This is a genomic window from Mesorhizobium sp. WSM4904 (assembly GCF_029674545.1).
In the GTDB taxonomy this organism is placed as follows: Bacteria; Pseudomonadota; Alphaproteobacteria; order Rhizobiales; family Rhizobiaceae; genus Mesorhizobium.
Genome location: NZ_CP121354.1, coordinates 2,225,464 through 2,245,604, shown reverse-complemented (window position 1 = coordinate 2,245,604; position 20,141 = coordinate 2,225,464). Strand labels below are relative to the sequence as shown.

Here is a 20,141-nt window from a genome sequence, read left to right as displayed (position 1 = left end):
CACCTTCTCCCCGACGGAGAGGTCAGCCGAGCGAAGCGGAGGCTGGGTGAGGGGAACGCCGAGCCGTTCCCGGCTATCGGCGCGATCATAGGGGGAGGAAGACATGGCAGCGATTTCGGACAGCCTGCTCGAGACCTACACCAACTCCGACGCCCTAGGCCTGGCAGGCCTGGTGAAACGCGGCGAGGTTTCGCCGAGCGAGCTGGTCGAAGCGGCGGTCACCACGATCGAGCGCCTGAACCCTGAACTGAACGCTGTCGTCCATCGCCTCTACGACATGGCGCGCGCCCAGGCGGCGACGGTGGACAGGAACGCGCCTTTCGCCGGCGTGCCTTATCTGCTCAAGGAGCTCGCCTCGTCCTGGAAGGGTGCGCCTCTCACCAATTCCTGCTCCTACCTGAAGGACTTCGTCGCCGATTCCGACAGCGAGGTGGTGCGCCGCATCAAGGCGGCCGGCCTGGTGCTCGTCGGCAAGTCCAACGCGCCCGAGAACGGCTGGTCGATCACCACCGAGCCGAAGCTATACGGCACGACGAAGAACCCCTGGAAGGAAGGCATCACGCCGGGCGGATCGAGCGGCGGCGCTGCGGCCGCGGTCGCCTCGCGCATGGTGCCGATCGCCGAAGCCAGCGACGGCGCCGGCTCGATCCGCGTGCCGGCCTCGTGCTGCGGCATCGTCGGGCTGAAACCGTCGCGCGGCCGCGTCAGCCTCGCGCCCTTCGGCGACTATTGGTATGGCGGCGCCTATTTCCTCTGCTTATCGCGCACGGTGCGCGACACGGCCGCCTATCTCGATGCCGTGGCCGGCGCGCTGCCGGGAGATGCCTACACGCCGCCGGTGCCGGAGGGCAGCTGGCTCAGCCTCTCCGCGCGGACGCCGAAGAAGCTGCGCGTCGGCTTTACCGTCACGCCGCCCAATGGCACCGCCATCGATGCGGAGGTCAAGGCGACGGTGCTTGCGGCGGTGGCCGCGCTTCAGCGCCTCGGCCATGATGTCGAGGAGCACGACATGCCGCTCGATGCCGATGCCGCCTGGAAAACCTACACGGACATGACCAACGTCCAGACGGCCGCGACCTTCGGCTTTCTCGAAACGCTGGTCGGCCGCCCGGTGACACCGCACGACGTAGAGCCGGTGACCTGGGCAGTGATCTCGCGCGGCCGCACGACCAGCGGCATCAAGCATGTTTCCGATGTCGAGCAGCTGAGGCTGATCGGCCGCGACATCGTCACCGACCTCAACCCCTACGACATCTTCGTCACCCCGACGCTGACTGAGCTGCCGCGCCCCTTCGGCTACTACGACATGTCGGAGACCGATCTCGACCGCTACAACGCCAAATGGGGCGACGCGGTCTTCAACTTTCCCTTCAACTTCTCCGGCCTGCCGGCGATCTCGCTGCCGCTTGGGCAGTCCGCCGGCGGCGCGCCGATCGGCGTTCAGCTCGTCGGCCGCTATGGCGACGAGGCGACGGTGCTCGCGCTCTCCACGCAGTTGGAAGGCGAGATGCCATGGAAGGACCGGCGGCCGGCGCTGTAGGCGATCACCTTGTGGGCTATCAACGTACGTTGGTGTAGTCATCGCAAACGCTGATGATGAGCTGAAGGCTCATGAACCTCGTCATTCCAGGGCGGAGCAAGGAGCGAAGCGACGCGCGCAGACCCTGGAATCCATGCCCTTACCTGGACCGAAGTGTGCAAGGGTGCGGAATTCTGGACCGCCGCGGCGCTTCCAAGTCACGGCATAGATCCTCGGGTCTGCGCGCGTCGCTTCGCTCCTTGCTCCGCCCGTGGATGACGACGCGATAGGCGTTTTCGGCCAGTCGCCAAGGCATGGAATCTGCCAACGCACATTAACCAACCGGACCTTCGGACGGGGCCGCCCAAAATCCCTATAAAATTCCTATATCTTTCCCGCCCGCCTCGTCTCGAACCTTTATGGCGATCGGGTCCATATTTCCCTTCGAAAGAACGCTTTGATCGCCGTCATCGCCAAAGTGATGCGCGGTCGCGTGCAGTTTTGAGCCTGCCCGAGCGGGCTGCAAACACAAATGGAAAGCAAGGAACACCTGAAATGGACCTCATTGTTCTCGGGATCGGGATTTTATTCTTCGTCTTGTCCTTAGCCTACGTCAAAGCCTGCGACAGAATCTGAGCGGAGCGATCGGATCATGCTTCTTGATTACATACTTGGCGGCGCGGTGACCTTGTTCCTGCTTGCCTATCTCACCTACGCGCTCATTCGCCCAGAACGCTTCTGATTGGCGCACGGAAGGTCACATCATGACACTCAACGGCTGGATACAGATCCTCCTCTATTGCGGGATCCTGCTTTTGCTCGTGAAGCCGCTCGGCGGCTATATGTACCGCGTCTTCAGCGGTGACCGAACCTTGCTGTCGCCGGCGCTTGTTCCGATCGAGCGCGGCCTCTATCGCCTCGCCGGAACGAGCGAGCGGGAGGAACAGCACTGGGCCGTCTACACGACGGCCATGCTGCTCTTCAACCTTGTGGGCCTTCTCGTTCTCTACGCGCTGCAGCGGCTGCAGGGCGTGCTGCCCTACAACCCGGCAGGCATGACCGCGGTCGACCCGCAGCTCGCCTTCAATACCGCCGCGAGCTTCGTCACCAACACCAACTGGCAGAACTACGGCGGCGAAAGCACGATGTCCTACCTCGTGCAGATGGCAGGCCTCACAGTCCAGAATTTCGTCTCGGCCGCCACCGGCATCGCCATCGCGATCGCGCTGATCCGCGGCTTCGCTCGTGCCTCGGGCAAGTCGATCGGCAATTTCTGGGTCGATCTGACCCGCTGTACGCTCTACGTGCTCCTGCCGATGTGTATCGTGCTGACGCTGGTCTATGTCTGGCTCGGCATTCCGCAGACGCTTGGGCCTTATGTCGACGCCACCACGCTGGAAGGCGCCAAGCAGACCATCGCGCTCGGACCGGTCGCCTCGCAGGTTGCCATCAAGATGCTTGGCACTAATGGCGGCGGCTTCTTCAACGCCAATGCCGCGCATCCGTTCGAGAATCCGGACGCGATCTCCAACATGATCCAGATGCTGACGATCTTCGCGCTCGGCGCCGGTCTCACCAACGTCTTCGGCCGCATGGTCGGCAATCAGCGCCAGGGCTGGGCGATCCTCGCTTCGATGGGTGTGTTGTTCATAGCCGGCGTCATCGTCTGCTATTGGGCCGAGGCCGCCGGCAATCCGCTCGTCCATGCGCTGGGCATCGACGGCGGCAACATGGAGGGCAAGGAGACCCGCTTCGGCATCGCGCTCTCGGCCCTGTTCGCGGTCATCACCACCTCCGCCTCCTGCGGCGCCGTCAACGCCATGCATGATAGTTTCACCGCGCTCGGCGGCATGATCCCGATCATCAACATGCAGCTCGGCGAGGTCATCGTCGGCGGTGTCGGCGCCGGTTTCTACGGCATCCTGATGTTCGTCGTCGTCGCCGTCTTCGTCGCCGGCCTGATGGTCGGCCGCACGCCCGAATATCTCGGCAAGAAGATCGAGGCCAAGGAGGTCAAGATGGCAATGCTCGCCATCCTCTGTCTGCCGCTGGCGATGCTGATCTTCACGGCCATCGCCGTGGTCCTGCCGAGCGCCGTGGCCTCGATGGCCAATGGCGGCCCGCACGGCTTCTCCGAGGTGCTCTATGCCTACACGTCGTCGGCCGCGAATAACGGCTCGGCCTTCGGCGGACTCACCGGCAACACGCCCTGGTTCAACCTTACGGGTGCCATCGGCATGCTGATGGGCCGTTTCCTGGTCATCATTCCGGCTTTGGCCATTGCCGGCTCGCTGGCGGCGAAGAAGACCGTGCCCGCTTCGGCCGGCACTTTCCCGACCGACGGCACGCTGTTCGTCGGGCTGCTGGTCGGCGTCATCGTCATCGTCGGCGGCCTCACCTTCTTCCCGTCGCTCGCCGTCGGTCCGATCGTCGAGCATCTGGCGATGATCCATGGACAGACCTTCTGAGATGACCATGCTCCGCTTCAACGACATACGCGCGCATGACCGTCACCAGGCCGGTGACGGAGCGCCCGACAACGGAAGGGACGAGAAACCTCGACCTTTCCCGACGCTTTCAACCTTTCTCGGCATGGCGGCGGTGCTGTTGGTGCTGTGGCTGCTGGCCACCGGCCTTCCGCACCTGTTCCCGAAGACCGAACACCCGGCGCCGTCCAACATCACCGATACCGGAGCCTCGAAATGAGCCAGTCCAAATCCGCGAGCATTCTGGATGCCCGCATCCTGGTGCCCGCCATCGGCGGCGCCTTCCGCAAGCTCGATCCACGCACGCTGGTCAAGAACCCGGTGATGTTCGTCGTCGCCGTCGTCTCGGCGCTCACCACCGTTCTGTTCGTCAAGGACCTCATCACCGGTGGCGGCGATCTCGGCTTCACGCTGCAGATCATCATCTGGCTGTGGTTCACCGTGCTGTTCGCCAACTTCGCCGAAGCCGTCGCCGAAGGCCGCGGCAAGGCTCAGGCCGACTCGCTGCGCAAGGCGCGCACCGAGACCCAGGCCAAGCTGCTCGTCAACGGCGAGGATCGCGGCAAGTTCAAGCTGGTGCCCGGCACAAGCCTGAAGGTCGGCGACATCGTGCTGGTCGAAGCCGGCGACATCATCCCTTCGGACGGCGAGGTGATCGAAGGCGTGGCTTCCGTCAACGAGGCGGCGATTACCGGCGAATCCGCGCCCGTCATCCGCGAATCCGGCGGCGACCGTTCGGCCGTCACCGGCGGCACGCAGGTGCTGTCCGACTGGATCCGCGTGCGCATCAGCGCCGCCTCCGGTCACACCTTCCTCGATCGCATGATCTCGCTGGTCGAGGGTGCGGAGCGCCAGAAGACCCCGAACGAGATCGCGCTCAACATCCTCCTCGTCGGCATGACGCTGATTTTCGTGCTGGCGACCGCGACCATCCCGAGCTTCGCTTCCTATTCCGGCGGCGATATCCCGGTCACGATCCTCGTCGCCTTGTTCGTGACGCTGATCCCGACCACGATCGGCGCGCTGCTCTCGGCCATCGGCATCGCCGGCATGGACCGCCTGGTGCGCTTCAACGTGCTCGCCATGTCCGGCCGCGCCGTCGAGGCCGCCGGCGACGTCGACACACTGCTGCTCGACAAGACCGGCACCATCACGCTCGGCAATCGCCAGGCGACCGAGTTCAGGCCGGTCAAGGGCGTCACAGAGCAGGAACTGGCCGATGCGGCGCAGCTTGCCTCGCTCGCCGACGAAACGCCGGAAGGCCGCTCGATCGTCGTGCTCGCCAAGGAGAAATACGGCATCCGTGCCCGCGATATGGCGACCTTGCACGCGGCCTTCGTGCCCTTCACCGCGCAGACCCGCATGAGCGGCGTCGATATCGACGGCTCGTCCGTGCGCAAGGGCGCGGTCGACGCGGTGCTGGCTCACGTCAACCAGGCGACCGTCGCCGCTCACGGCACGCGTCCCACCGGCGAGACGATCCGCGACCTGCAGGCCATAGCCGACGAGATCGGAAAGGCCGGCGGCACGCCGCTGGCGGTCGAGCGTGACGGCCGCCTGCTCGGCGTCGTCCATCTCAAGGACATCGTCAAGGGCGGCATCCGCGAGCGTTTCGCGGAGCTGCGCAAGATGGGCATCCGCACGGTGATGATCACCGGCGACAATCCGCTGACCGCGGCCGCGATCGCCGCCGAGGCTGGCGTCGACGATTTCCTCGCCCAGGCGACGCCGGAGAACAAGCTGTCGCTGATCCGCGAGGAGCAGGCCAAGGGCAAGCTGGTCGCCATGTGCGGCGACGGCACCAATGACGCGCCGGCGCTCGCCCAGGCCGACGTCGGCGTCGCCATGAACACCGGCACGGTCGCCGCGCGAGAAGCCGGCAACATGGTCGACCTCGACAGCGATCCGACCAAGCTGATCGAGATCGTCGAGATCGGCAAGGCGCTGCTGATGACGCGCGGCTCGCTGACGACCTTCTCGATCGCCAACGACGTGGCGAAGTATTTCGCCATCATCCCGGCGATGTTCGCGGTCTTCTACGTCGCGCCCGGCCAGTCCGCCGGTCCGCTGCAGGCGCTCAACATCATGCATCTGGCGACGCCGCAAAGCGCCATCCTGTCGGCCATCATCTTCAACGCGCTGATCATCATCGCGCTGATCCCGCTGTCGCTGAAGGGCGTCAAGTACCGCGCCATCGGCGCCGGCGCGCTGCTTACCCGCAACCTTCTCGTCTACGGCCTCGGCGGCATCGTCGTGCCGTTTGTCGGCATCAAGGCGATCGACCTGATCGTCACCGCCCTCGGCCTCGCTTAAGGATCTGTTCCGATGTTCAAGCAACTCAGACCCGCTTTTGTCATGATCGTCTTCTTCACGGTGCTTACCGGCCTCGTCTACCCGATCGGCATGACCGGCATCGCCCAGGCGCTGTTTCCCAACCAGGCCAATGGCAGCTTGATCACGAAGGGCAGCAAGGTCATCGGCTCCGAACTGATCGGCCAGGCCTTCGCCAGCGACCGTTATTTCCACGGCCGGCCGTCGGCCGCCGGGGACGGCTACAACGCCGCCGCCTCCAGCGGCTCGAATCTTGGACCAACCAATGCGAAGCTGATCGAGCGCATCAAGGGCGACGCCGACAAGTTGAAGGCCGAGAACCCGAGCGCGCCGGTGCCGATGGACCTCGTCACCACCTCGGGCAGCGGTCTCGACCCAGACATCAGCCCCGAAGCCGCCTATTTCCAGGTGCCGCGGATTGCCAAGGCCAGGGGCATCGACGAAGCCAAGGTGAAGTCGCTCGTCGGCAGCCATGTCGAGGATCGCGAGCTTGGCTTCATGGGCGAGCCGGTGCTCAACGTGCTGGCGCTCAATCTCGCGCTCGACGACCTGAAATAATCAGCACCCGTGCCGGGGATCGACACGACCCCCGGCGCAATTCATGATTGGACTTGATGCCGGACGACAGGACAAACCCGGAGAACAGACCATCTCCCGACGCGCTGCTCGAGCACGCTGAGCGGGAGGGTCGCGGCCGTCTGCGGATATTCCTCGGCGCCGCGCCCGGCGTCGGCAAGACCTACGAGATGCTGATGGCGGGCCGCGCCCGCCGGGCCGACGGCATCGACGTCGTGATCGGCGTCGTCGAAACGCACGGCCGCAAGGAGACCCAGGCGCTGGTCGACGGCTATGAGGTGGTCCCGCGCCACCAGGTCGAATATCGCGGCCATGTCCTCGAGGAGATGGATATCGACGCGATCCTGAAACGGCGCCCGGCGCTGGTTCTGGTCGACGAGCTCGCCCACACCAACGCGCCCGGCAGCCGCCACCCCAAGCGCTATCTCGACGTGCAGGAGATCCTGTCGCAGGGCATCGATGTCTACACCACGCTCAACATCCAGCATGTCGAAAGCCTAAACGATGTCGTGGCACAGATCACCCGCGTCCGGGTGCGCGAAACCGTTCCCGATTCCATCATCGACGAGGCCGACGACATCGAGGTCATCGACCTCACCCCCAACGACCTGATCCAGCGGCTGCATGAAGGCAAGGTCTATTTCCCTCAAACCGCGCAGCGTGCGATCGAGAACTATTTTTCGCCGGGCAATCTGACCGCGCTTCGCGAGCTGGCGTTGAGACGCACCGCCCAGCGCGTCGACGAGCAGTTGCTCAACCACATGCAGTCCCACGCCATTCCGGGACCGTGGGCCGCCGGCGAACGGGTCCTCGTCTGCGTCGACTCGCGTCCCGGCGGAGCCGCCCGCATCCGTTACGCACGCCGGCTTGCCGACCGGCTCCGCGCGCCCTGGACGGCGCTGCATGTCGACACGCCTCGCCTGGCCGGCATGTCCGAGGAGGACAAGGACCGGCTGGCGACGAACCTGCGCCTTGCCGAGCAGCTCGGCGCCGAGGTGGCGACTATCCCGGGCCAGAACGTCGCCCAGGACATCGTGCGCCACGCGACGGCGAACAACTTCACTCATATCGTCATCGGCCGGCCGACCCGCTCGCGCTGGCGGGAACTGATCGAGGGCTCGCTCACCTATGATCTGATCCGCAATGCCGGCGACATCAGCGTGCATGTCATTTCGGGCACCGAGCGCGACGCGGGGACGCCTTCGACAAGGGTGAAAGCGGCCGCCGAGCAGAAGCCTTTCCAGATCTGGCCCTATTTGTTCTCCACGGCCTATGTAGCCGGTGCACTGGCCGTCAGCTCGGTTCTCGACCAGTTTTTCGATGTTCGCAATCTGGCAAGCGTCCTGCTCCTGGCCGTGCTGACGTCGGCGGTGACCTTCGGGCTCTGGCCAGCGCTTTACGCTTGTTTCCTGAGTGCCCTTGCCTTCAACTTCTTCTTCCTCGAGCCGCGCTACACGCTGACGATCAGGGACCCGGAGAGCATCGTCGCCTTTGCCGCCTTCCTCGTTGTCGCCGTCATAGCCAGCAATCTGACGGCGCGCGTGCAGCGCCAGGCGGTCGCCGCCCGCTCGCGTGCACGGGCAACCGAGGACATCTATTCCTTCGCCAAGAAGCTCGCCGGCGCCGGCACGCTCGATGACGTGCTGTGGGCCACCGCGTTCCAGATCGCCTCCATGCTGAAAGTGCGCGTGGTGCTGCTTCTGCCGGAAAACGGCACGATCACGGTCAAGGCCGGCTACCCGCCGGACGACACGCTAGCCGAGGCCGACATCGCCGCCGCCCGCTGGGCCTGGGAGCACGACCGCCCGGCCGGCCGCGGCGCCGACACGCTGCCCGGCGCGAAGCGTCTCTACCTCCCTTTGCGGACTGGGCGCACGGCGGTCGGCGTCGTTGGCCTCGACAACGACAGGCAAGGCCCGTTGCTGACGTCCGAGCAGCAGCGTCTTCTCGACGCGCTTGCCGATCAGGCGGCGGTCGCCATCGAGCGCATCCAGCTTGTCGCCGATGTCGACCGTGCCAGGCTGGCGGCGGAAGCGGACCGGCTGCGCACGGCGCTGCTCACCTCGATCTCGCATGACCTGAAGACGCCGCTTGCCGCCATCATGGGCGCCGCCGGCACGCTGCGGGAATATGCGGCCGCCCTTCCCGAAAAGGATCGCGCAGACCTTCTGTCGACCGTGGTCGACGAATCGGAGCGGCTGAACCGCTTCATCGCCAACCTGCTCGACATGACCAAGATCGAGTCGGGCGCGATGGAGCCGAACTACGCCTTCCATTATGTCGGCGACATCGTCGGCTCGGCGCTCGATCGGGCCCGCAAGATCACCGGCGAGCATCGGATCGACACCGACATTCCGCCGGACCTGCCGATGCTGCGCCTCGACCCTGTCCTGTTCGAGCAGGTGCTGTTCAATCTTCTCGACAATGCCGCGAAATATGCGCCGCCAGGCTCGGCCATCCGCCTGCAAGGCTGGCTCGACAACGGGTCCGTCATCCTGCAGATCATGGACGAGGGACCGGGCATTCCGGTCGACGACCTCGAGCGCATCTTCGACACCTTCTACCGCGTGCGCAAGCGCGACCAGGTCCGCGCCGGCACGGGTCTCGGTCTGTCGATCAGCCGGGGCTTCATCGAGGCCATGGGCGGCGCGATCTCGGCGGCGAACCGCACCGACCGGCCGGGCGCGATCTTCACCATCCGCATGCCGGTTCCGGAGGAAATTCCGGACTTGGCCGTCGCCAAGACGGATGACGCCGCATGACCAGCCAGAACGTCAGCATCCTGGTCGTCGACGACGAGCCGCCGATCCGCAAATTGCTTCGGGTCGGCCTCGGCAGCCAGGGCTATACGGTCTCCGAGGCGCCGAATGCCAAGGCCGCAATCGAGTTCGTGCAGGCGGAACGGCCCGACCTGATCCTGCTCGACCTCGGTCTGCCCGGCATGACCGGCCTCGAGCTTCTCGGCAAATGGCGTAACGACGGCCTGGACATTCCGGTCGTCATCCTTTCGAGCCGCACCGACGAGGCCGGCATCGTCTCGGCGCTCGAGCTCGGTGCCGACGACTACGTGACAAAACCCTTTGGCATGAATGAGCTGGTCGCCCGCATCCGGGTGGCGCTGCGCCACAAGTTCCAGCAGCAGGGCGAGAAGCCGGTATTCCAGACCGGAGACCTGTCGGTCGACCTGGTGAAACGCATCGTCAAGGTCGAAGGCAAGGAAGTGAAGCTGTCGCCCAAGGAATACGACATTCTGCGCATGCTCGTGCAGTATGCCGGCAAGGTGCTCACCCACCAATTCCTGATGAAGCAGATCTGGAACGATTCGACCGACGTGCAGTATCTAAGGGTCTATGTCCGCCAATTGAGGCAGAAGATCGAGAAGACGCCGGACCAGCCGCGCTACATCATCACCGAGACCGGCGTCGGCTATCGCTTGCGTGAGGTCGACTAGCTGACGCAAGCCTGAACCATGGTACATCCGGACAAATCCCCTATATTATGGGCAGGTTCCGTTTTTTCATGCGGGAAGGAAGCAATGTCGCATCCTCGCTTTTTGGCAATCATGACCTCGGCGGCCGTGGTGTCTGCTACCCTTTGGGGTGTGGCTTCAAACGCCTCGGCTCAGGTCGTCATCCCGACGAACCGCAACGCGCTGATCCAACAGAACGAACTGCAAACACTCCGGAACCAACTGCAGCGGCAGCAGTTCCAGCAACAGCAGCAGCTATACCGCGAACAGGACCGGCAGATCGCGCCGAAGCCTCGCCCTGAAGTGCCGATCGTCAAGCAGAATTGCCAGTCCCAGGTAATTGGCACCACGATTTCGCGGGTCTGCCGCTGACATTCCGGCTTTTTCCGTTTATTTAGCCGACTTACTTGCTGGCAAAATGCCGGATTGCAAGGACGATGGTTTTGGGGTTTGCAGGGGTAAGGCTTTTGCCGTACGCGCATGACGCGCGGGGCGGATGCTGCTCTCATCGGATTTTGGGATGGCAACAGCCAAGAAGAAAGCGGTACGCAGAGCAAAGAAAGGAGCACGGATCCGCCAGGTGGCGGCCATCCCCTTTCGTCTGCGCGAAGACGGCGACATCGAGGTGCTGGTGGTCACCTCACGCACGACCAGGCGCTTCATCGTCCCCAAGGGCTGGCCGATGAAGGGCAAGAGCGGGCGCAAGGCGGCTGCTATCGAAGCCCAGGAAGAGGCCGGCGTGCTGGGCAAGGCGCTGAAGCAGCCCGCGGGCACCTATTCCTACTGGAAACGCATGGCCAACGGTTTCATTCGCGTCGACGTGGCCGTCTATCTGCTCGAGGTCACCGAGGAGATGACCGACTGGCGGGAGGCCGCGAACCGACAGCGGGCCTGGCTGCCGCCTGCCGATGCCGCCTTGCTCATCGACGAGCCGGAGCTTTCGACGCTGCTCAGGGATTTGACGATCCCGGCGACCGTTCCGGCCTGACAGAATCTCTTTAATCGGCGTCGCCAGGAAAAGGCCGTGCCGGCGTGCCGGTATAAGCCCATAGCCATTCCTTGGGCAGCGGTCCCTTGTTGCGGTCGCTCTCCTGCGACTGCTCCCAGGCATGCGCCAGGATGCCGACCGAGCGCGACAGCACGAAGAGACCGCGCGTCAGTGGCGGCGGGAAGCCGAGCTCGCCATAGATGACGGCGGTGGCGCCGTCGATGTTGAGCGGGATCGTCTTGCCCTTGCGCGTTGCGACCTCCGCCTCGATCGCCTCGGCAATGCCGGCGAAGCGCCCGCTGACGCTGCCGCGCGCGGCAAACGCGCGCGTCAGTTCCATGAGGCGGGGCACCCGCGGATCGATTGGATGGAAGCGATGGCCGAGGCCGGGCACATAGCCTTTCTCCTCGGCAAAGAAACGATCGAGCCGCGCCGACACCGCTTCCGCAAGACCTGCGCCGCCATCCATCGCGGCGGCAATGTCGCCATATAAGGCGAGCGCCTGCTCGCCGGCGCCGCCGTGCACGTCGCCCAGCACGTTGATGGCGGAGGCCATGGCGTTGTTGATGCCGACGCCACAAGTGGCGGCCATGCGCGCGATCGCGATCGAGGGCGCCTGCGGGCCGTGATCGACGGCAGCTCCCAGCGCGATGCCGAGCAGCGCCGCCTGCTCCTCGCTCGGCAATTCGCCGCGCAGCATCAGCCAGATCATCGCCGGAAAGCTGACTCGGCCGATCAGGTCCTGGATCTCGTAGCCGCGCAGCCGGATCACGCCGGGATGCATCTCGATGATGCCGGTCTGCCACCATTCCTCGCCACGCTCGCGGCCGGTCTTCTTCTCCGCGCTCATGCTCGCGCCCTCGTTTTGTCGCTCGCCGGCAACGCGGCGAACACCTCGTCCAGATGCTCGCCGAGCCGCGGTGGCGGCCGGGCGGGCGCCGGTGCCGCGCCGTCGACCATGAAGCCGCCGCGCACCACCGTCAGCGGCTCCTCCATGCCGGATACATGCTGGAAGCGGGTCGCCATGCCGCGCTCCGTCACCTGGCGTTCCTCCAGCACTTGCGGGATCGTCAGCACACGTCCCGCCGGCACGCCGGCCCGGTTGAGCTTTTCTTCCCAGATCGCGGCCGAGGCGCCGGCAAGCGCTTCCTCGATCAACGCCTTCAGCGCTGCCCGGTTCTCCTTGCGTGTCTCGCGTTCGGCGAAGCGCGGATCCGACGCCAGTTCAGGGCGTCCGATCAGCCCGCAAAGGGTGACGAACTGCTCCTGCTTGTTGGCGGCGATGTTGAGCAGCCCTTCGCCGGTGCGGAAGGCTCCCGAGGGCGCGGCCGTCATGTTCTCGTTGCCCATCGGCCGCGGCTCGACGCCGGCCGTCAGATAATTCGACACCGGCCAACCCAGCGCCGACAGCGTGCATTCGAGCATCGAGACGTCGAGGAAGGCGCCCTCGCCGCTCGTCTTCTGCCTGACAAGCGCCGCGGCGATCGCAAAGGCCCCGACCAGCCCGCCAAGCGTGTCGGCGACGGGATAGCCGACGCGCAACGGCGCGGTCTCCGGCGTGCCGGTTATGCTCATGATCCCCGACAACCCTTGGATGATCTGGTCATAGGCAGGGTTGCCGCGCATCGGTCCGGTCTGGCCGAACCCGGATATCGCGCAATAGACGAGGCTCGGCCGGACTTCCTTCAGCCTCTCGTGCCCGAGACCGAGCCGATCCATCACGCCGGGCCGGAAATTCTCGACCAGCGCGTCGGAGGTGGCGACGAGATCGAGAAAGCGGTCGCGCTCTTCCACCTTCTTCAGGTCGAGCACGACCGACCGTTTGCCGGCATTCTGCGCCAGGAAGGATGCGCCCATTCCCGCCTGGTTGAGTTCCGGCGAGGCGCCGAGCTGGCGCGCGAGATCGCCGCCCGGCGGCGCCTCGACCTTGATGACGTCGGCGCCGAGCAGCGCCAGCTGGTAGGCGCAGTAAGGGCCTGCGAGCACGTTGGTGAGGTCGAGGACGCGGATGCCGGAAAGCAGGTCTGTCATGATCTTGGCAATCGCTCAGGCATCGCCTGGCACATGCTCCGGCCCGCGCGTGCGCCGGTGCTCGACATAGGCCCAGACATGCGGACCGACGAGACCGACGAAGGCGAGCGTCAAAAGCGTGAGCGACAGCGGGTGCCGGTAGAACACCGTCCAGTCGCCATTGGCGATCGTCATCGCCCGGCGAAACTGCGTCTCGGCGAGCGGCCCGAGGATCATGCCGATGATGACGGGCGCCGTCGGGAAATCGAAGCGCCGCATCAGGAAGCCGGCGATCCCCAGCAGATAGAGGATCACGAGGTCGATCGGCGACTGCGAGATGCCATAGGTGCCGACGGTGGCGAACACCAGGATGCCGGCATAAAGCTGCGGCGCCGGGATTTTCAGCAGACGCACCCACAGGCCGATCAGCGGCAGGTTCAGGATGACCAGGATGACGTTGGCGATGAACAGGCTGGCGATCAGACCCCAGACGAGGTTGGCCTGGGTCGTCAACAGCAGCGGCCCGGGATTGATGCCGTAGCTCTGGAAGGCGGACAGCATGATAGCCGCGGTCGCCGAGGTCGGCAGGCCGAGCGTGAGCATCGGCACCAGCACGCCGGCGGCGGACGCGTTGTTGGCGGCTTCCGGCCCGGCGACGCCTTCGATGGCGCCGACCGTGCCGAATTCCTCCTTGTGCTTGGAGAGCTTCTTCTCGATCGCGTAGGACAGGAAGGTCGGGATCTCGGCGCCGCCGGCCGGCATGGCGCCGATCGGGAAGCCGATCGCGGCGCCGCGCAGCCACGGCTTCCACGAGCGCGCCCACTCGGAAGCCGTCATGTAGAGCGAGCCCTTCAGCGGCACGATCTCGTCCCTGCCGGCATAGCGGCGCGAGGCCATGTAGAGCGTCTCGCCGACCGCGAAGAGGCCGACCGCGACGACGATGACGTCGACGCCGTCGAGCAATTCGCCCATGCCGAAGGTGAAGCGCGGCTGCCCGGTCTGCAGATCGACGCCGATCATGCCGATGACGAAGCCGCCGAACAGGCTGGTGAGCCCCCGCACCGAGGATGAGCCGAGCACCGCCGAAACGGTGATGAAGGCGAGCACCATCAGCGAAAAATACTCGGCCGGCCCGAAGGCCAGCGCGAACTTGACCACGATCGGCGCCAGGAAGGCGACGCCCAGCGTGCCGAGCGTGCCGGCCACGAAGGAGCCGATCGCCGAGGTCGCAAGCGCCGCGCCGCCACGCCCCGAGCGCGCCATCCGGTTGCCTTCGAGCGCAGTGACGATCGTTGCGCTTTCGCCCGGCGTGTTGAGCAGGATCGAGGTCGTCGAGCCGCCGTACATGGCGCCGTAATAGATGCCGGCAAACAGGATGAAGGAAGCCTCCGGCGCCACCTGGTAGGTGATCGGCAGGAGCAGCGCGATGGTCAGCGCCGGCCCGAGGCCGGGCAGCACGCCGATCGCGGTTCCGAGCGTCGTGCCGAGCAGGCACCACAAGAGATTGGTCGGCGTGAAGGCGACCGCGAATCCGTGCGCGAGATAACCGAGCGTGTCCATCGCCTCAGCCCTTCCCGATGCCCAAGACGGCGTTGATCAACGCATTGAGCTGGTTCTCGATCAGGCCGGCGCCGATGTTGACGCCGAGCGCCCTGGCAAAGCCGAAATAAGCCGCCAGCGCCAGGACCAGGCCAAGCAGCGCGTCGCGCAGCGGATGCCGGCTGCCGAAGCCGAAGCAGACCAGCACGAACATGATGACCGAGGCGGCGGTGAAACCGAGCGGCTGGATGAGCACGAGATTGGCGACGAGCCCGGCGATCACGAAACCCATCGCCTTCCAGTCGGTCGGCGTTTCCTTTTCTTCCTCGGGCTGCCAGCCGCCGCGCAGGGCGGCCAAGATGAGCAGCAGCGACAGGACCACCATGCCGGCCATGGTGATGTAGGGAAAGACCTTCGGACCGACCTTGGAATAGAGCGGCGACGCCGGGATCGCCAGGGTCTGCCAGGCAACCGCGCCGGCGCAGGCCAGAAGTCCGATGCCGATCAACATTTCCGGTACGGCAGGGCGCGGCGGTGACGCCTGCTGGTCGCTGGTGCTCATGGTCTCCTCCCCGGATGGCCGGCTTGCAGTCGCCGGCATCGCCGCAGTTTCACCGCCGCTCGATCATCTGTCCACGCTGTTCCGAAGGGGGACGTTGCCCCCTTCGGACATCGCGCGGGCCGGAACTCAGGCGAGGCCGAGATCCTTGAGGATGGCGCCGATGCGGGCCGTGTCTTCGGAAACGAATTTTGCGTAGTCGTCGCCGGTCAGCAGGATCGGCGTCCAGATGCGGTTCTTGCACTCGGTCGCCCAGGCGTCGCTCTTGGCCATGGTCTCGACCAGCTTGATCATCGCCGCCTTGTCTTCGTCGGAAACGCCGGGCGGGGCAAAGACGCCGCGCCAGTTGAACAGCTCGACGTCGATGCCGGCCTCCTTCAGGGTCGGCGCGTCGATGCCTTCCTGGCGCTTGTCGGACGAGATCGCCAGCAGCCTGAGCGCGCCCGCCTTGATCTGCTCGGAGAACTCGCCATAGCCGGAAATGCCGGCCGCGACCTGGTTGCCGAGCAGCGCCGACAACGCCTCGCCGCCGCCGGCGAAAGGCACATAGGACAGGTTGGCCGCGGGGACGCCGGCCGTCTTGGCGATCAGGCCGAACAGGATGTGGTCGGAGCCGCCGGCTGAGCCGCCGGCCACCGGAACCTTGGTCGGATCCTCCTTGAGCGCGGCGACGAAATCATTAGCCGTCTTGAATGGCGAGGCGGCCGGCACGACCAGCGCCTCGAACTCGCCGGTGAGGCGGGCGATCGGGGTCACTTCGGTCAGGTTGTTGGCGGCCTTGTTGGCAATGATGGCGCCGACCATGACCATGCCGGCGACCATCAGCGAATTGCCCTTGCCCTTCCACTGGTTGACGAATTGCGGCAGGCCGACCGTGCCGCCGGCGCCCCCGACATTGGTGATCTGCGAGCCCGAGATCAGCTTTTCGGAGCGCAGCACCTGGTCGATCGTGCGAGCGGTCTGGTCCCAGCCGCCGCCGGGTGCCGCCGGCACGAATATCTGGATCTGCGGGATATCCTGCGCCAAGGCCGGCGTGAGGTGCAAAGCGGCGAAACCGGCAGCGCCGGCCGCGGCGGTGCTGGTCAAGAATCTGCGTCTGTTCAGCATGGGATTCCTCCAAATCACGACACCTCCTCCGGTGCCTGCCAAGACGTGGCCTGAATTAAGACCCGCATTCGAGTTCAAGCATTTGTTACCGCGTTCTGTCAACGGGAATGCCATTCTGCTGGACAGAACGATACGGACCGGACTAAATCCGCATGTCCGGGATCACTCCCGGATGGGCGACCCAAGATGAAACCATCACCCGAAATGACAGCCACTCCTCCCAGCCCCGCCCAGGCCGACGGCGTTGCGGCCCTCGATCGCGCGATCGCCATCCTCGATGCGTTCACCACCGCCGACCGGTCGCTCGGTCTCGCCGAGATCGCGGCCCGCACCGGCCTCTACAAGAGCACGATTCTGAGGCTGGCCAATTCGCTGATGCGCGGGCAACTGCTGGAGCGTCTGGAGGACGGACGCTATCGCATCGGACCGGCCACCTTCCGGCTTGGTGCGCTCTACCAGCGCTCGGTCGTGGCGATGGATATCCTGCTGCCGATCATGCGCGATCTCTCCGAGCGGAGCTGGGAGAGCGTCGCCTTCTATGTCCGCTCGGGCGACGTGCGCACATGTCTTTACCGGGTCGAGTCCAAGCACCCGATCCGCTATACGATACGCGAAGGCGACGTGCTGCCTTTGCTGGTGGGCTCCGGCGGACGGGTGCTTGCCGCCTTCTCGGGCGAGCAGGGCGAGCCTTACGAGACGATCCGGCAAACCTACAATTACATTTCGATCGGTGATCGCGACCCGCAGACGGCAGGCATATCCGCGCCCGTGTTCGGACCAGGGCGGACATTGGTCGGCGCGCTCACGCTCGCCGGCCCGAGCACGCGGGTCGACGCGGCTTTCCTCACGCGCATGAAGCGCCCGCTGCTCGAAGCTGCCGCCCGCGCCACACGCGCCTTCGGCGAGGATACCTCGATGCTGGATGAAGCAAGCCGCGACATGGGCGCCGCCGGCTAAGCGCGTGGCGATCGAGAGCGCGCCGGCTTAAAGCCAGACATCCACTTCCGCTTGACTCTTACATATCCCATTGGTTATAGATCAATCAATAGCCATTAGGTTATTGATCCAGATGTCGAACGCGCATGATATGCTCTTCCGGACGCTTGCCGATCCGACAAGGCGCGCCATTTTTGAGCGTCTGTGCCGCCAAGGCGAGCAGACGGTCGGCGCGCTGACGGCGCAGGCCGGTGTCTCGCAGCCGGCGGTCTCGAAGCATCTCGGCCTCCTCAAGGAAGCCGGACTGGTGCGCGACCGCCACGAGGGTCGGCAGACCCATTACAGCGCGCAGCTTGCAGCACTTGCGCCGCTGATGGACTGGACCCGTCAGATGGCCGGGTTCTGGGAGAGCCGGTTCGACGATCTCGAGGATCTGCTGAAGAGGATGGATCAATGAACGATATGCCGGCCGGAACGCGCTCCGTCGTCGTCGAGCGCGAGATCCCTTACCCGCCGGAAAAGATCTGGCGGGCGCTGACCCAACCGCATCTCATCGAGGAGTGGCTGATGAAGAACGACTTCAAGCCGGTCGTAGACCACTGTTTCGAACTCAGCGCGGACTGGGGAGGCGTCGAGTGTCAGGTCCAGGCGGTCGAGCCATACAAGACGCTGTCCTACACCTGGGACACCAAGGATCTGGAGAGCGTCGTCACCTGGACGCTCACCCCGACGGGCACGGGCACCCATCTGCGCATGGAGCAGACAGGTTTCCGCACCGATCAGCAATCCTACTACCGGGGCGCCACCGTTGGTTGGCAAAGGTTCCTCACAGCCCTGGAAGAGGTCCTGGCGCGGATCGACTGAAGTCCCGCCGAAAGGGTTCAAAAAGCAGAAATCGTTGGCGGGCAACCTGCGGCGCGAGCAATGGAGAAATGCGATGAAGATCAAGCTGACAAGTGTTTATGTCGACGACCAGGAGAAGGCTCTTGGCTTCTACACGGACGTGCTGGGTTTCGACAAGAAGGCCGATTTCACCAACGGGCCGTTTCGCTGGCTAACGGTCACCTCGCCCGACGACCCGGACGGCACGGAGCTGCAATTGGCGCTGAATGACAATCCGGCGGCCAAGGCCTACCAGCAGGCCATCTTCAAGCAGGGCCAGCCGGCGCTCATGCTGTTCACCGACGACATCAACGGCGATCACGAGCGCATCACGGCAAATGGCGGCAGCTTCGCCATGGCGCCGACCGAGGTGACCGGCTCGACGATCGCGCAGCTCAACGACACCTGCGGCAATCTCATCCAGATCACCCAGCTGGCGCGTTGGTAAGCCGGTGTTTCATTCGTTCTTTCAGAGGAGGCAGCATTGGACTGGAGCAAATGGATCAGGCAACTGCATCGCTGGCTGTCGATCATCTTTACCATGACCGTTATCGCTAACTTCGTCGCCATGGCATTGGGCGAGCCTCCGGCCTGGGTGGTCTACTCTCCGCTCCTGCCGCTCTTCCTGCTGCTGTTCAGCGGCCTCTATATGTTCGTGCTGCCCTATGCCGCCAGATGGCGCGGTGGGCTGGCGCGCGAGCGCGTAGGATCGGCTTGATGGCGAAGACGAAATCGCCGAAGGTTGCCGCTGGGCCCATGGGCGCGAAACTCGTCCTGCTCTCGGGCGGCAACCCGCAGATCGCCAAGGGCTATGGCGACGCCCCCGTGCAGGCCTATATCGTGGCGATGCCAGGGTGGAAGAGCGAGGTCGGTCGCCGGCTCGACCAGCTCATCATGCAGGCCGTTCCCAAGGCGCAGAAGGCCGTCAAATGGAACTCGCCGTTTTACGGGATGGAAGGCGAAGGCTGGTTTCTCGGCATCCACTGTCTCACCGGATACATCAAGGTGGCCTTCTTTCGCGGCATGTCGCTGAAGCCCGTGCCGCCCGGCGAATCCAAGAGCAATGACACGCGCTATTTCCACATCCATGAGGACGACCAGCTCGATGAAGCGCAGTTCGTCTCCTGGGTGAAACAGGCAAGCCAATTGCCAGGCGAACGAATGTAGGCGCATTGTCGATCAAGCACGGTTCCGCCTGAAGAGCCATCCCGGCGATCCATTTATCCGGCAGAAGAAACACAGATGGAGAAAAGTGGCGTGCAGGAAAGCAAATCTCCTTCCGAGCTCATCGATGGACGCATCGAGGAACTGGGCGATTGGCGGGGTGAGATGCTCGGCCGCCTCCGTGCCCTGATCAAGCAGGCCGATCCAGACGTCACCGAGGAATGGAAGTGGCGCGGGCTGCCGGTTTGGGAGGACGCCGGAATGATCTGTACCGGCGAGACCTACAAGGCAGTCGTCAAGCTGACCTTCGCCAGGGGCGCGGCGCTGCCCGATCCCTCACGGCTCTTCAACTCCAGCCTCGAAGGCAACACGAGGCGCGCCATCGATTTTCGCGAGGGTGAGGAGATCGATGAGGAAGCGCTCAAGGCTCTCGTCCGCGCAGCGGTGGCTCTGAACAAGGCAAAATCCAAACGTTGAATCGCTGGGCGCGCCCATTCGACTTCATTCTGGCGAGAGCAACTCGGCAGGCGATACCGGGGCGGAAATATCCACATGACGTAGCGTACGCCGCCAGC

The 20,141-nt window shown here is 64.8% G+C and carries 22 protein-coding genes; 17 read left to right on the top strand and 5 right to left on the bottom strand.

The genetic code is table 11. The features are described 5' to 3' along the window. The first annotated feature begins 103 nt into the window (after positions 1-103). The 10 genes from QAZ47_RS10715 to QAZ47_RS10670 all read left to right on the top strand — a co-directional run bounded on the left by QAZ47_RS10715 (position 104) and on the right by QAZ47_RS10670 (position 11,369). On the top strand, positions 104-1,540 hold the full coding sequence (locus QAZ47_RS10715) for an amidase (protein ID WP_278206730.1): 1,437 nt from the start codon (positions 104-106) through the stop codon (positions 1,538-1,540). 631 nt (positions 1,541-2,171) lie between these two features. Further along, on the top strand, positions 2,172-2,261 hold the full coding sequence (locus QAZ47_RS10710) for a K(+)-transporting ATPase subunit F (protein WP_040990279.1): 90 nt from the start codon (positions 2,172-2,174) through the stop codon (positions 2,259-2,261). Between the two features lie 22 nt (positions 2,262-2,283). Continuing rightward, on the top strand, positions 2,284-3,987 hold the full coding sequence (gene kdpA / locus QAZ47_RS10705; protein WP_278206729.1) for a potassium-transporting ATPase subunit KdpA: 1,704 nt from the start codon (positions 2,284-2,286) through the stop codon (positions 3,985-3,987). After that, positions 3,971-4,225: a hypothetical protein gene (locus QAZ47_RS10700; RefSeq protein WP_278206728.1), complete on the top strand. Its 255-nt coding sequence runs from the start codon at positions 3,971-3,973 to the stop codon at positions 4,223-4,225. The genes kdpA and QAZ47_RS10700 overlap by 17 nt, the downstream gene beginning before the upstream one ends. Beyond that, positions 4,222-6,318, top strand: coding sequence for a potassium-transporting ATPase subunit KdpB (gene kdpB / locus QAZ47_RS10695; protein ID WP_278233207.1), 2,097 nt, complete (start codon positions 4,222-4,224; stop codon positions 6,316-6,318). The genes QAZ47_RS10700 and kdpB overlap by 4 nt, the downstream gene beginning before the upstream one ends. A 12-nt stretch (positions 6,319-6,330) precedes the next feature. Then, the gene (gene kdpC / locus QAZ47_RS10690) at positions 6,331-6,894 is read left to right on the top strand and encodes a potassium-transporting ATPase subunit KdpC (protein WP_278206726.1); all 564 of its coding nucleotides are present in this window, start codon (positions 6,331-6,333) and stop codon (positions 6,892-6,894) included. Between the two features lie 56 nt (positions 6,895-6,950). Continuing rightward, positions 6,951-9,674 carry a sensor histidine kinase KdpD gene (locus tag QAZ47_RS10685; protein ID WP_278233206.1) on the top strand — a complete coding sequence of 908 codons (2,724 nt, stop codon included), beginning with the start codon at positions 6,951-6,953 and terminating at the stop codon, positions 9,672-9,674. Beyond that, positions 9,671-10,363: a response regulator transcription factor gene (locus tag QAZ47_RS10680; protein ID WP_278206724.1), complete on the top strand. Its 693-nt coding sequence runs from the start codon at positions 9,671-9,673 to the stop codon at positions 10,361-10,363. Before QAZ47_RS10685 ends, QAZ47_RS10680 begins: the two co-directional genes overlap by 4 nt. Positions 10,364-10,474: 111 nt before the next feature. Continuing rightward, a complete protein-coding gene (locus QAZ47_RS10675; RefSeq protein ID WP_278207815.1) occupies positions 10,475-10,753 on the top strand; it encodes a hypothetical protein in 279 nt (92 codons plus the stop codon). Positions 10,754-10,901: 148 nt separating this feature from the next. Next, positions 10,902-11,369: an NUDIX hydrolase gene (locus QAZ47_RS10670; RefSeq protein WP_278206723.1), complete on the top strand. Its 468-nt coding sequence runs from the start codon at positions 10,902-10,904 to the stop codon at positions 11,367-11,369. Positions 11,370-11,379: 10 nt separating this feature from the next. Here the strand turns inward: QAZ47_RS10670 and QAZ47_RS10665 are convergent, their stop codons facing one another. The 5 genes from QAZ47_RS10665 to QAZ47_RS10645 form a co-directional block, all read right to left on the bottom strand. Continuing rightward, positions 11,380-12,219 carry a citryl-CoA lyase gene (locus QAZ47_RS10665; protein WP_278206722.1) on the bottom strand — a complete coding sequence of 280 codons (840 nt, stop codon included), beginning with the start codon at positions 12,217-12,219 and terminating at the stop codon, positions 11,380-11,382. Next, positions 12,216-13,400 (bottom strand): CoA transferase, encoded by a 1,185-nt coding sequence (locus tag QAZ47_RS10660; protein ID WP_278206721.1) that lies wholly within the window; start codon positions 13,398-13,400, stop codon positions 12,216-12,218. The genes QAZ47_RS10665 and QAZ47_RS10660 overlap by 4 nt, the downstream gene beginning before the upstream one ends. Before the next feature lie 15 nt (positions 13,401-13,415). Further along, the gene (locus QAZ47_RS10655) at positions 13,416-14,939 is read right to left on the bottom strand and encodes a tripartite tricarboxylate transporter permease (protein WP_278206720.1); all 1,524 of its coding nucleotides are present in this window, start codon (positions 14,937-14,939) and stop codon (positions 13,416-13,418) included. Positions 14,940-14,943: 4 nt separating this feature from the next. Further along, positions 14,944-15,480: a tripartite tricarboxylate transporter TctB family protein gene (locus tag QAZ47_RS10650; RefSeq protein ID WP_278206719.1), complete on the bottom strand. Its 537-nt coding sequence runs from the start codon at positions 15,478-15,480 to the stop codon at positions 14,944-14,946. Between the two features lie 126 nt (positions 15,481-15,606). Continuing rightward, the gene (locus QAZ47_RS10645) at positions 15,607-16,584 is read right to left on the bottom strand and encodes a tripartite tricarboxylate transporter substrate-binding protein (RefSeq protein WP_278233205.1); all 978 of its coding nucleotides are present in this window, start codon (positions 16,582-16,584) and stop codon (positions 15,607-15,609) included. A 204-nt stretch (positions 16,585-16,788) separates the two neighbouring features. Here QAZ47_RS10645 and QAZ47_RS10640 point away from each other — a divergent pair, with 204 nt between their 5' ends. The 7 genes from QAZ47_RS10640 to QAZ47_RS10610 all read left to right on the top strand — a co-directional run bounded on the left by QAZ47_RS10640 (position 16,789) and on the right by QAZ47_RS10610 (position 20,043). Further along, positions 16,789-17,541, top strand: coding sequence for an IclR family transcriptional regulator (locus tag QAZ47_RS10640; protein ID WP_278233204.1), 753 nt, complete (start codon positions 16,789-16,791; stop codon positions 17,539-17,541). A 112-nt stretch (positions 17,542-17,653) separates the two neighbouring features. After that, a complete protein-coding gene (locus QAZ47_RS10635) occupies positions 17,654-17,977 on the top strand; it encodes a metalloregulator ArsR/SmtB family transcription factor (protein ID WP_278206716.1) in 324 nt (107 codons plus the stop codon). After that, complete coding sequence (locus tag QAZ47_RS10630) at positions 17,974-18,384, top strand: SRPBCC domain-containing protein (protein WP_278233203.1); 411 nt, start codon at positions 17,974-17,976, stop codon at positions 18,382-18,384. The genes QAZ47_RS10635 and QAZ47_RS10630 overlap by 4 nt, the downstream gene beginning before the upstream one ends. Positions 18,385-18,457: 73 nt before the next feature. Continuing rightward, positions 18,458-18,850 (top strand): VOC family protein, encoded by a 393-nt coding sequence (locus tag QAZ47_RS10625; RefSeq protein WP_278233202.1) that lies wholly within the window; start codon positions 18,458-18,460, stop codon positions 18,848-18,850. Between the two features lie 36 nt (positions 18,851-18,886). Beyond that, positions 18,887-19,120: a hypothetical protein gene (locus QAZ47_RS10620; RefSeq protein WP_278206713.1), complete on the top strand. Its 234-nt coding sequence runs from the start codon at positions 18,887-18,889 to the stop codon at positions 19,118-19,120. Next, positions 19,120-19,569, top strand: a complete 450-nt coding sequence (locus tag QAZ47_RS10615; protein WP_278233201.1) for a DUF1801 domain-containing protein — start codon at positions 19,120-19,122, stop codon at positions 19,567-19,569. Before QAZ47_RS10620 ends, QAZ47_RS10615 begins: the two co-directional genes overlap by 1 nt. A gap of 75 nt (positions 19,570-19,644) precedes the next feature. Beyond that, positions 19,645-20,043, top strand: coding sequence for a DUF1801 domain-containing protein (locus QAZ47_RS10610; protein WP_278233200.1), 399 nt, complete (start codon positions 19,645-19,647; stop codon positions 20,041-20,043). The last annotated feature ends 98 nt before the right edge of the window (positions 20,044-20,141 follow it).

Coding starts and splice junctions, on each gene's coding strand:
- kdpC (WP_278206726.1), top strand. CDS start 6,331: ATGTTCAAGCAACTCAGACCCGCTTTTGTCATGATCGTCTTCTTCACG.
- QAZ47_RS10645 (WP_278233205.1), bottom strand. CDS start 16,584: ATGCTGAACAGACGCAGATTCTTGACCAGCACCGCCGCGGCCGGCGCT.
- QAZ47_RS10625 (WP_278233202.1), top strand. CDS start 18,458: ATGAAGATCAAGCTGACAAGTGTTTATGTCGACGACCAGGAGAAGGCT.
- QAZ47_RS10650 (WP_278206719.1), bottom strand. CDS start 15,480: ATGAGCACCAGCGACCAGCAGGCGTCACCGCCGCGCCCTGCCGTACCG.
- QAZ47_RS10685 (WP_278233206.1), top strand. CDS start 6,951: ATGCCGGACGACAGGACAAACCCGGAGAACAGACCATCTCCCGACGCG.
- QAZ47_RS10715 (WP_278206730.1), top strand. CDS start 104: ATGGCAGCGATTTCGGACAGCCTGCTCGAGACCTACACCAACTCCGAC.
- QAZ47_RS10610 (WP_278233200.1), top strand. CDS start 19,645: ATGGAGAAAAGTGGCGTGCAGGAAAGCAAATCTCCTTCCGAGCTCATC.
- QAZ47_RS10665 (WP_278206722.1), bottom strand. CDS start 12,219: ATGAGCGCGGAGAAGAAGACCGGCCGCGAGCGTGGCGAGGAATGGTGG.
- QAZ47_RS10655 (WP_278206720.1), bottom strand. CDS start 14,939: ATGGACACGCTCGGTTATCTCGCGCACGGATTCGCGGTCGCCTTCACG.
- QAZ47_RS10700 (WP_278206728.1), top strand. CDS start 3,971: ATGGACAGACCTTCTGAGATGACCATGCTCCGCTTCAACGACATACGC.
- QAZ47_RS10680 (WP_278206724.1), top strand. CDS start 9,671: ATGACCAGCCAGAACGTCAGCATCCTGGTCGTCGACGACGAGCCGCCG.
- QAZ47_RS10640 (WP_278233204.1), top strand. CDS start 16,789: ATGACAGCCACTCCTCCCAGCCCCGCCCAGGCCGACGGCGTTGCGGCC.
- kdpB (WP_278233207.1), top strand. CDS start 4,222: ATGAGCCAGTCCAAATCCGCGAGCATTCTGGATGCCCGCATCCTGGTG.
- QAZ47_RS10675 (WP_278207815.1), top strand. CDS start 10,475: ATGACCTCGGCGGCCGTGGTGTCTGCTACCCTTTGGGGTGTGGCTTCA.
- QAZ47_RS10630 (WP_278233203.1), top strand. CDS start 17,974: ATGAACGATATGCCGGCCGGAACGCGCTCCGTCGTCGTCGAGCGCGAG.
- QAZ47_RS10615 (WP_278233201.1), top strand. CDS start 19,120: ATGGCGAAGACGAAATCGCCGAAGGTTGCCGCTGGGCCCATGGGCGCG.
- QAZ47_RS10710 (WP_040990279.1), top strand. CDS start 2,172: ATGCTTCTTGATTACATACTTGGCGGCGCGGTGACCTTGTTCCTGCTT.
- QAZ47_RS10635 (WP_278206716.1), top strand. CDS start 17,654: ATGTCGAACGCGCATGATATGCTCTTCCGGACGCTTGCCGATCCGACA.
- kdpA (WP_278206729.1), top strand. CDS start 2,284: ATGACACTCAACGGCTGGATACAGATCCTCCTCTATTGCGGGATCCTG.
- QAZ47_RS10660 (WP_278206721.1), bottom strand. CDS start 13,400: ATGACAGACCTGCTTTCCGGCATCCGCGTCCTCGACCTCACCAACGTG.
- QAZ47_RS10670 (WP_278206723.1), top strand. CDS start 10,902: ATGGCAACAGCCAAGAAGAAAGCGGTACGCAGAGCAAAGAAAGGAGCA.